The 8,690-nt window shown below is 37.9% G+C and carries 8 protein-coding genes; 5 read left to right on the top strand and 3 right to left on the bottom strand.

Going from position 1 to position 8,690, the window contains the following annotated elements:
- Positions 1-95 precede the first annotated feature (95 nt).
- The 5 genes from JW962_02260 to JW962_02240 all read left to right on the top strand — a co-directional run bounded on the left by JW962_02260 (position 96) and on the right by JW962_02240 (position 5,961).
- A complete protein-coding gene (locus tag JW962_02260) occupies positions 96-668 on the top strand; it encodes a hypothetical protein (GenBank protein ID MBN1374135.1) in 573 nt (190 codons plus the stop codon).
- A complete protein-coding gene (locus JW962_02255; protein MBN1374134.1) occupies positions 649-834 on the top strand; it encodes a hypothetical protein in 186 nt (61 codons plus the stop codon). Before JW962_02260 ends, JW962_02255 begins: the two co-directional genes overlap by 20 nt.
- A 121-nt stretch (positions 835-955) precedes the next feature.
- Complete coding sequence (locus JW962_02250; GenBank protein ID MBN1374133.1) at positions 956-3,097, top strand: recombinase family protein; 2,142 nt, start codon at positions 956-958, stop codon at positions 3,095-3,097.
- A 66-nt stretch (positions 3,098-3,163) separates the two neighbouring features.
- A complete protein-coding gene (gene rbcL, locus JW962_02245; protein ID MBN1374132.1) occupies positions 3,164-4,444 on the top strand; it encodes a type III ribulose-bisphosphate carboxylase in 1,281 nt (426 codons plus the stop codon).
- A gap of 8 nt (positions 4,445-4,452) precedes the next feature.
- Positions 4,453-5,961, top strand: a complete 1,509-nt coding sequence (locus tag JW962_02240) for a thymidine phosphorylase (protein ID MBN1374131.1) — start codon at positions 4,453-4,455, stop codon at positions 5,959-5,961.
- A 22-nt stretch (positions 5,962-5,983) separates the two neighbouring features.
- Here JW962_02240 and JW962_02235 read toward each other — a convergent pair whose 3' ends face one another.
- From JW962_02235 to JW962_02225, 3 genes are read right to left on the bottom strand one after another with little or no spacing between them, the layout of a single operon-like run.
- The gene (locus tag JW962_02235; GenBank protein MBN1374130.1) at positions 5,984-6,907 is read right to left on the bottom strand and encodes a DMT family transporter; all 924 of its coding nucleotides are present in this window, start codon (positions 6,905-6,907) and stop codon (positions 5,984-5,986) included.
- Positions 6,908-6,938: 31 nt separating this feature from the next.
- Positions 6,939-8,018: a tRNA guanosine(34) transglycosylase Tgt gene (gene tgt / locus JW962_02230; GenBank protein MBN1374129.1), complete on the bottom strand. Its 1,080-nt coding sequence runs from the start codon at positions 8,016-8,018 to the stop codon at positions 6,939-6,941.
- A complete protein-coding gene (locus JW962_02225) occupies positions 8,008-8,685 on the bottom strand; it encodes a rhomboid family intramembrane serine protease (protein MBN1374128.1) in 678 nt (225 codons plus the stop codon). The genes tgt and JW962_02225 overlap by 11 nt, the downstream gene beginning before the upstream one ends.
- Positions 8,686-8,690: the final 5 nt, after the last annotated feature.

Below are 8,690 nucleotides of genomic sequence, written 5' to 3'. Positions count from 1 at the left end.
GAATCACCTGCAAACAGTGGACGGGCATCCAAACAGTAGGAGGTGATTCAATATAGATTATACACAAAAAAGCTTCCTACTGGGCTTGATTAATTATGCATATGCAGTCAGTAGGAGAAATATTAAACGAAAACAAATTCAAAAAGACATTTGAAGATCTCTCAAAGCCAGATTTTAAAGAAGTCTCAAAACTTCCATTTCTTAAACTCCCACTGCTCATTGAAAACCTCATCTTCTTTGATACTGAAATTACTAAACGGCAGATAAAGATCCTCCTGTTCATAATGCGATTCTCATTTGGTTGTAAGAAGGCTACAGCATATCTAAAACTAACTGATTTCTACAAGATAGGGTTTTACTCAGGAGATATAACAAAAGAGCTTACAAGGCTAATTGAGAAACAAGATATTGGTTGGGACAAAGCCAATGAAGAGATGTGGATAAACCGCAGATTGCTTGGTAAGTTACTAGCAAAAGATGAAGAATTTGCTAGTGAAATACTTCGTAGAAATCTAGTAAATCACTTCCCAAAGAAGAAGTATTCTACTAGCAAGGACACCCAATTAACTACTGATACAAAAGCCAAATCAGACTCCTATAGATATAAACAGATAAATATAGATAGTAGTAATAGATATCAATTTTCAGATGTGGATAATCATGATTGAGAAAACACAGATACCACAATCTGAAATTAATCTCGATGTTTTAGCAGATATTATTGCTTCTCAGATAAAACGAGAAATCAAAACAAAATTAAAAACAAGAAAGGTCAAGAGACGAAAGAAGAAATCTGAAAAACTTAAATTGAGAGTTACAACAAAATCAAACTAAGATATAATAATAACGCTGTAACAAATAAAAGAATGAGTATAAATGGGTATCCAGATACAAAAGTTCATTCTTTTGTTACAGCACTGGATGCCCATTTTTGTTTTAAATAACCAAATAAAATATGAAATATGCCATATACGCTAGAAAATCCTCAGAAGATGACGATAGACAAGCCCTCTCAATCCCTGCTCAGATACATGAAGTAAAAGAGCTTGTAAAAAAGTACGGAGAAGAACCACCAAGTGAAGGTGATATTTTCTTTGAAGAAAAATCTGCTCGTAAACCTCACAGAAGAGATGAATTTAACCGTTTAGTAGAGCTAATCAAAGAGGGCGTATATGACACGATATTTTGTTGGAATATCAATCGTTTGAGCAGAAATCCGTTAGAAGGAGGAATAATCCAACAACTAATTGTAGAAAGGAAACTCAGAAACATAATTACTCCATCTGATGTTGTTGATAGTGAAAATTGCAATGAAATAATCATGGGCTTTCTATTTGGCTACAGTTCACAAACATCAAGGGAGATAAGTCAAAACACTCGTAGAGGAATCAGAGAAAAGATCCGAAATGGAGGTTGGCCGACATCAGCCCCTCAGTTTTATGAAAATGTTGGACGAAAGAGTAAATGCACAATTATCCCTCACCCAGATCAATCACCATACTTTGAAAAATGGATTGATGAAATAATTAAAAATCGTCTCAATATGCGACAAGCCATGAGATTGATAAATAAGTGGGGAGTAAAAACAAAGCGAGGCAATAAATTTACACCTTCAACAGTAGAACATGCCCTTAAAAACCCAATTTATTGTGGAATTCTTCGCTATGGAGAGTATGAAGAAACAGAGGGCAATTGGGAGCCACTCATCACAAAACGGAAATGGTATAAACTACAAGAGGTGCTTGAAGATAAAGCTAAGCCAGTTACACGAACTCATATGCACAAATACAATCTAATGATCAAATGTAGTGAATGTGGCTTATCCTATACAGGCTATACCATCACCAAGAAAACTGGTAAAAAATACACCTATTACATGTGTTCGGATAAACTCAGTAATTGTAGTAATCTACAACTCAGTGAAAAACAGATAGAAAAACAATTCTCCCAAGCAATAGCCAAGGTAAAACTAGATGAAGAAAAATGGGGAAAACTTAAAAAGCTAGTGATCCAGAAGCTTGAAAAAGAATTCAACTTTGAATCTCAAGTCAGAAATGATGTAGACAAGCAGATTGACGAAATAAATCGTAAGCTTGGTGAACTCCTAGAAATGAAATTAGATGGACTTGTTGAGGAAGATGACTACAAACGAAAGTACAAAAAACTGAAAAAAGAAGTTCCTAAACTTAAAGCTAAACGAACAGATGTTGAAATAACCAAGGATGAACTCCGAAATGAGGTTGAACTTTTCTTTGACAAGATACAAACCCTCAAAGATGTCTTTGCAAATGGGGATTATCAAGAAAAAAGAAACATGTTGTTTGAGATGTTGGAGGCTATCCGTATCAAAGACAAAGTTTTAGACTTGAACTTCAAAGAGCCTTATAAATCAGTTGTTTCTGTTGGATTGGGAGAGAAAAATGCTATATGGGGTGGAGATACTATCGAAAAGTTTGAAGCTGTTTCGGTTTGGTGCGCTAAAAGTTATAAAAAGGTGTGGGTTTTGGATCCTGCTTATGATGAAGCCTTTATGTCTTTTATTGGAACCGTAGGTGGGTTACCAATTATGAGTGTGCTATTTGCAGGAGGGGTACAACTGGGTGACACGGTGCTAGAACATGTTAAGGATAAACAAAGAGAGAAACCTTACCTCCTTGATTCATTTCAATCTGCTTTATTTAGCCGCAGGTTGTTTTTGAAGCTTATGGGATTAGGGTTTGGTGTTGGCGGAATTATGGCAGATACAATAATTCCAACAATGTTTAGAGGGGATGAGTTAACCATGCACGCTCGAATAGAAAACGACTTTCGTAGATGTATGGTTGCTAAGGGAATTATGCAGATGGGTAATCAGATTGGTCAACCTACTAAAGCTTTAATGATATATCCTAAAGGTCATTGGGATGATTGGGATAAAAAGGGGCTTGGATTTGGAATCGTAGATTATCTTAATAATCCAATGTCGCTTAAAAAACGTGCTGACGCATACAAGTTGCTACTCAGAGCGATTTACAAGGGAGAAAAACTTAAAAAAGTTCGTAATTGGACCGTGGATGAGAATGGACACTGGCAAAAAAGACAGATAATAGAACTTTAACTGCTTTACTTTTTTCCCGTTTCTTAGTACCCTAAAAACAGGATAAATTAACTGCCTTATCTTGTAATGGGATATCTTCGATTGGGTGAGACCATAGATGCGACTAAAAATATAATAGTTACATTTTACGTAGAATCAGAAGTATCACTAACAGAGGTTGCCGAAAGTTTAGCTGCCGAAAGTTCTATAGGTACCTGGACAGACATTAGTACAATGCGTGAAGACATAATGAATCGACTTGGTGCACGAATTTTCTACGTGAACCAGGAAGAGTCAGTAATTAAAATTGCTTATCCACTCGAACTTTTCGAGGAACGAAATCTTCCCCAGCTTTTATCCGATGTTGCAGGCAATGTATTTGGAATGAAAGACATAAAAAATTTAAGAGTTCGTGATATCGATTTTCCCGAAAGCTATGTTCGTAAATTTGACGGGCCGGCGTTTGGGCTTACCGGAATCCGTAAATTTCTAGGAATTTCCGATCGACCGCTTCTGGGCACAATTATTAAACCTAAGGTTGGTCTTTCTGCCGATGAGCATGCCCTTGTCGCCTATGAAGCCTGGTTGGGTGGGGTTGATATTGTTAAAGATGATGAAAATCTTTCCGATCAGGATTTTAACCCATTCGACGAACGACTATACAAAACTTTAAAAGTAAAAGAAAAGGTTGAAAAAGAAACCGGCGAGAAAAAAATGTATGTTCCTAACATTACTGCGCCTGTAAGTAAAATGCTTGACCGTGCAAAACTTGCCAAAAGTACGGGGTGTGGAGTCGTTATGCTTGATATAATTACCGTAGGTTGGAGTGGGGTACAGTTCATTCGGGATCAAAATTTGGGACTTGTTTTACATGGACATCGTGCAATGCATGGTGCTTTTACTCATGGAAATCGGCACGGTGTGGCAATGTTGCCACTAGCAAAAATTGCAAGACTTGCAGGAATTGATCAACTTCATACGGGAACTGTAGTAGGAAAAATGCATGGAGCCGCCGAGACTGTAATAGAAACTAACAATGCCTTAAAAGGTGATTGGTACGGAATAAAACCAACAATGCCAATAGCCTCGGGTGGACTTCATCCTGGTCACATTGAGGCGCTTGTAAATATTCTCGGAAATGACATTATTATGAACTTCGGAGGTGGTATTCATGGGCATCCTGATGGAACCTATAAAGGCGCAAGGGCCGCACGGCAGGCCATTGATGCCGTAATGGAAGGTATTTTACTGCCTGAATATGCTAAAACACACAAAGAACTCGACAATGCATTACTTCAATGGGGCTACCGAAAATCGTCCGATTCGGAATCAAAAGTGGCTAACACCTATCAGTTTAACTTTACATAGTATCTCTTGTGGCCTATTATTTTAAATCACGAAGACTTGATATTCGTACCGAGGATCCTTTGATTTTCCTGCTAAACGAGGCGACAGCAAGCGAAAAAGGTCTTTCTCCTGGGGCCAGAGTTCATCTGTGTTGGCATGATATTTGCGTGTACGGAACAATCGATACCACCAACACACTTGTCGGGTACGATGAGCTTGGGTTGTACGAAGACGTTTGGCTTGATTATGGAATTCCTTCGAATGATATGGTAACGCTTGACGTTGTATCAAACGCAAAATCTGTTGAGGCAATCGAGAAAAAGCTCTTAGGGGGAACACTAAACTACCAAGAAATTCATCAAATAATCGAGGATATTGCTAAGCGTAAACTTACGACGGTCGAAACAACTTACTTTGCGGCAAGTTCATATGCACCTGGCTTTAACGATCAAGAAATCTACTACATGACAAAAGCTATGGCCGAAACGGGTGATATGCTTAATTTTGATGACTTGGGGAAAAAGGTAGTTGATAAGCACTCTATAGGTGGTATTCCCGCAAAAGGTGTAACTCCTGTAATGGTCCCGATTTTGGCTTGTTTTGATCTTATTGTGCCAAATACATCTTCACGTGCAATTACTTCACCCGCAGGCACTTCAGACATTCTTGAATGTATAATGCCGGTTGCGCTATCAAAGAGTCAAATTGATGAAGTCGTCAGGAAAACTAACGCATGTTTGGTTTGGGGAGGGGGAGTGGATCTTGCTCCTGCCGATGATGTGCTTATAAACATTGAGAGGGCGCTTCACATTGAATCATACGACAAATTTGTTGTGAGTATTATGGCAAAAAAAATAGCAACAGGCATTCATTATTTTCTTGTGGATCTTCCCGTTGGACCCGGTACTAAAATTAAAAAAGAAGAAGATATTCCCCTAGTTTCCGAACAATTCAGAAAACTTGGCGAACTTTTTGATATAAAGGTTGATGTTTATCAAAGACGTCCCAAAGGTCCTGATGGTAATGGTGTAGGACCAATCCTTGAAGCCAGAGATCTTTTGTTTATATTGGAACGTGACGTGCGACGCCCGCTGAATATAGAAAACCTTGCACTTGATATGGCTGGTAAAATCCTTGAAATTACAAAAACCGTCGATAAAGGGCAAGGATTTAACAGTGCAAAGGAAGTACTGGAAAACGGAAAAGCTGCCGAGAAATTTTGGGAAATAGCTTTTTCTCAGGGTGCAAAAACAAAGCGAAGCTCTTCGGATTTTGTTCTGGGAGACAATACCCAGGTTTTTAATGCTCCCAAGACAGGAACCATAAAAAACATTTCGAATAAAACCGTTGTTCAAACTACAAGAATACTTGGAGCACCTTTTATAAAATTATCTGGAATTTATTTTGATAAACTTGTAGGTGAACAAGTTACTGAAGGAGAACCACTCTTTACCTTGTATGCTACCGATCCAAGGCGACTTTGGTTGGCTCAAGAATTTTTGGCAGAAGCGGAAGAAAAATTAATAGAAATCGAATAAAATCAAGTCTAACTAGTGCCGGCTAGTGCCGGTGTTTAAACTTTTCGTGAATATTTAGCCACATACCCAAAGCTACCAGAATCATGGGTATAATAAGAATTGGTGAGAAGCTTTCTCCAAGTATTATTACTGCAGCCGGAATTCCAAAAAGCGGTTGTAAATATGTAAATATATTTGCCTCAGAGACTTCTACATGTGGTGCAGTCATTTGATAAATAATAAAGGCAATAAGCGTTCCGGGAATTGCCATATATACAACGCTTAGAATTACACTCCAATCTGTTGGGAAAGTAATAAGGCTTTCGGGTGATACAAAAAGTGTAATTACGGCAAATACTACAAGCGAAAGAAACAATGACGCAAATGAAACCGTTCGTTGATCTTTTTTCTTAACTTTTCTAAAAAATACGTCACCTAGAACCCATACTGCACCACCCAATAGAACAAGAATTGCTCCAATAAGTTGAATCTCAAAGTTTCCAAATTCTCCTCCTTTTAGGGCGATAATCCCCAAAATACCAATAAAGGCTACAATTGTTCCGGTTTTCTCGCTTTTAGTAATAGTCTCTTTAAGCAGCCAAACTCCCAGAATTCCTGCAATTATTGGAGTTAATGCACCCGATACCGACGAAACAATCGATGAGGTAATCTGAATTCCAATGTATTGAAATATAAGGGGACCGGGTGTTGTAAGCAACATAGTTAAAAGATATTTGGGATTTTTAAAAACCTTAAAAAGTCTTTTTAAGGACTTTGCTCTTATATAAATGATTAGGGTAATTATGCATACAATAACGTAACGATAATACAGATAAACAAAGGGATTAATTTTTTCAATTCCAATTTTTATTATACTTGGTGAAATTCCCCAGAGAAAAGCGTTTGTCAAAAGAAAAATATATGATCGAGTAATGTCTTTTGAGACTTTGGTAAGTTTAGTTTTCATTGGCAGTTTTGTAACATGTGTCGGTCTCCTGTTATTCTCTAAGGATTTCTAAAGTGGCTAATTCAATTACTTTTTCATAGTATCTTAGATTGTGAATGGTTGCAAGCGTGTAGGCAACTTCGGACTTGGCTTTAAACAAGGCTCTAAGTTCTGCTCTTGAGTAGTTTTTACAACACAAACAATCACAGTCAGGGTCAACAGGGCTTAAGTCTTGTTTATACCTGCTATTATTAATTCTTAAAATTCCTTCGGATGTGTATAAGTATCCGTGCCGAGCGTTTCTTGTGGGAAGTACTGTATCAAAAAGATCAAATCCAAGGGCAATACAAGCTTTAATATCATCCGGGGTCCCGACTCCCATTGCATATTTAAAGTATTTTGGTTCTACGATCTTAGAAAAGTGAGTTAATGTTTTTATATCAAGTCGTTTGTTTACAATAGGCCAACCTCCAAAACCAAATCCATTAAACCCAAATGGCTCAAGCCGGACGTAACTCTCCTTTCTTAAGATCGGATCGGATCCGCCTTGTACCACGGCCACAACAAGTGAGTTCTTTTTACCCTTACTCCATTGTGCCTTTGACCTTTCCGCCCAGGCTGTGGTTATGGAAACCGATTTTTCGGCAAGCTTTTTATTAGCCTTTGGTGGAGTAAAGTAATCAAGTACAACCCGAATATCGGTGTTAAGAGCCTCCTGAATTTGGAGTGATAATTCGGGCGTGAAAATGAATGATTTTTCTGTTTCCACGGGTTTAAATGTTACCCCCTTTTCGGAAATCGGTAGGTCCTGTTTTATATTGAGTGAAAAGACCTGAAATCCTCCGCTATCACTTAAAAACGGACCGTCCCAGCCCGTGAAAACGTTAATTCCTCTGGATTTTTCAAGCGCCTCTATACCTATTTGCAGATAGGTATGTAGTGTGTTCGTGACAACCATCTTGGGTATAGGTGAAATGCTTTTATACAAAGGATATGAAAGTGCTTTTATAAAGCCGTAAGTTGCATCTGGCATAAAACATGGAGTTTGGATTTTGCCATGCGGAAGTGATAAAAGCCCGACACGGGCATTACTACTTTTAGACTGTTTTATTACTTTAAATTCAGGTTTCATATTTTCTTATTGATTTGTCTTTACGAATATTTTTTCTTAACAGTGCAAAAATTACTCCAAACAAAAATCCGCCCAAATGAGCAAACCAGGCAACGCCGCTGTTACTTCCCCCATATGCAAGTGACCCAACCCCGTTAAAAAGTTGAGTAATTCCCCAAATGAAGAGCATGTTGTATGCCGATGTGTTAATTATTCCTGATCGATATCTGCTGAATGCAAGTACTCTAACTTGATTTTCAGGAAAAGCTACCATGTAATAACCCAGTACTGCGGCAATTGCTCCACTTGCGCCAAGTGTAGGGATGGGTGAACCAATCATAAATATAAACTGAGCAAGCGATGCAAAAATTCCACCCGCAATATAAAAAAATAAAAAGCCCAAGGGTCCCATATCATCCTCGACGTTATTTCCAAATATCCATAGAAACCACATGTTTGAAAAAATATGCATTATGCCGGCATGTAAGAACATTGAGGTTATAAACGTATACCAGGTTGCAGGATTAAATATCTCAATTAATGCAGGAATAAGTGCGTACCGTCCAATGAATGAATTAAGGTTTGGATCAAGATATTCAATTACGAATACAACAACATTTGTAATAATAATTGCAGCTAGTATAGGTGTAAATCTACGGTTATTGTTGTCGTCGTCTAGTGGAAGCATTGTTA

The sequence above is a fragment of the Candidatus Dojkabacteria bacterium genome, assembly GCA_016927995.1.
In the GTDB taxonomy this organism is placed as follows: domain Bacteria; phylum Patescibacteriota; class Dojkabacteria; order JAFGLO01; family JAFGLO01; genus JAFGLO01.
This window is presented reverse-complemented; position numbering and strand designations above follow the sequence as displayed.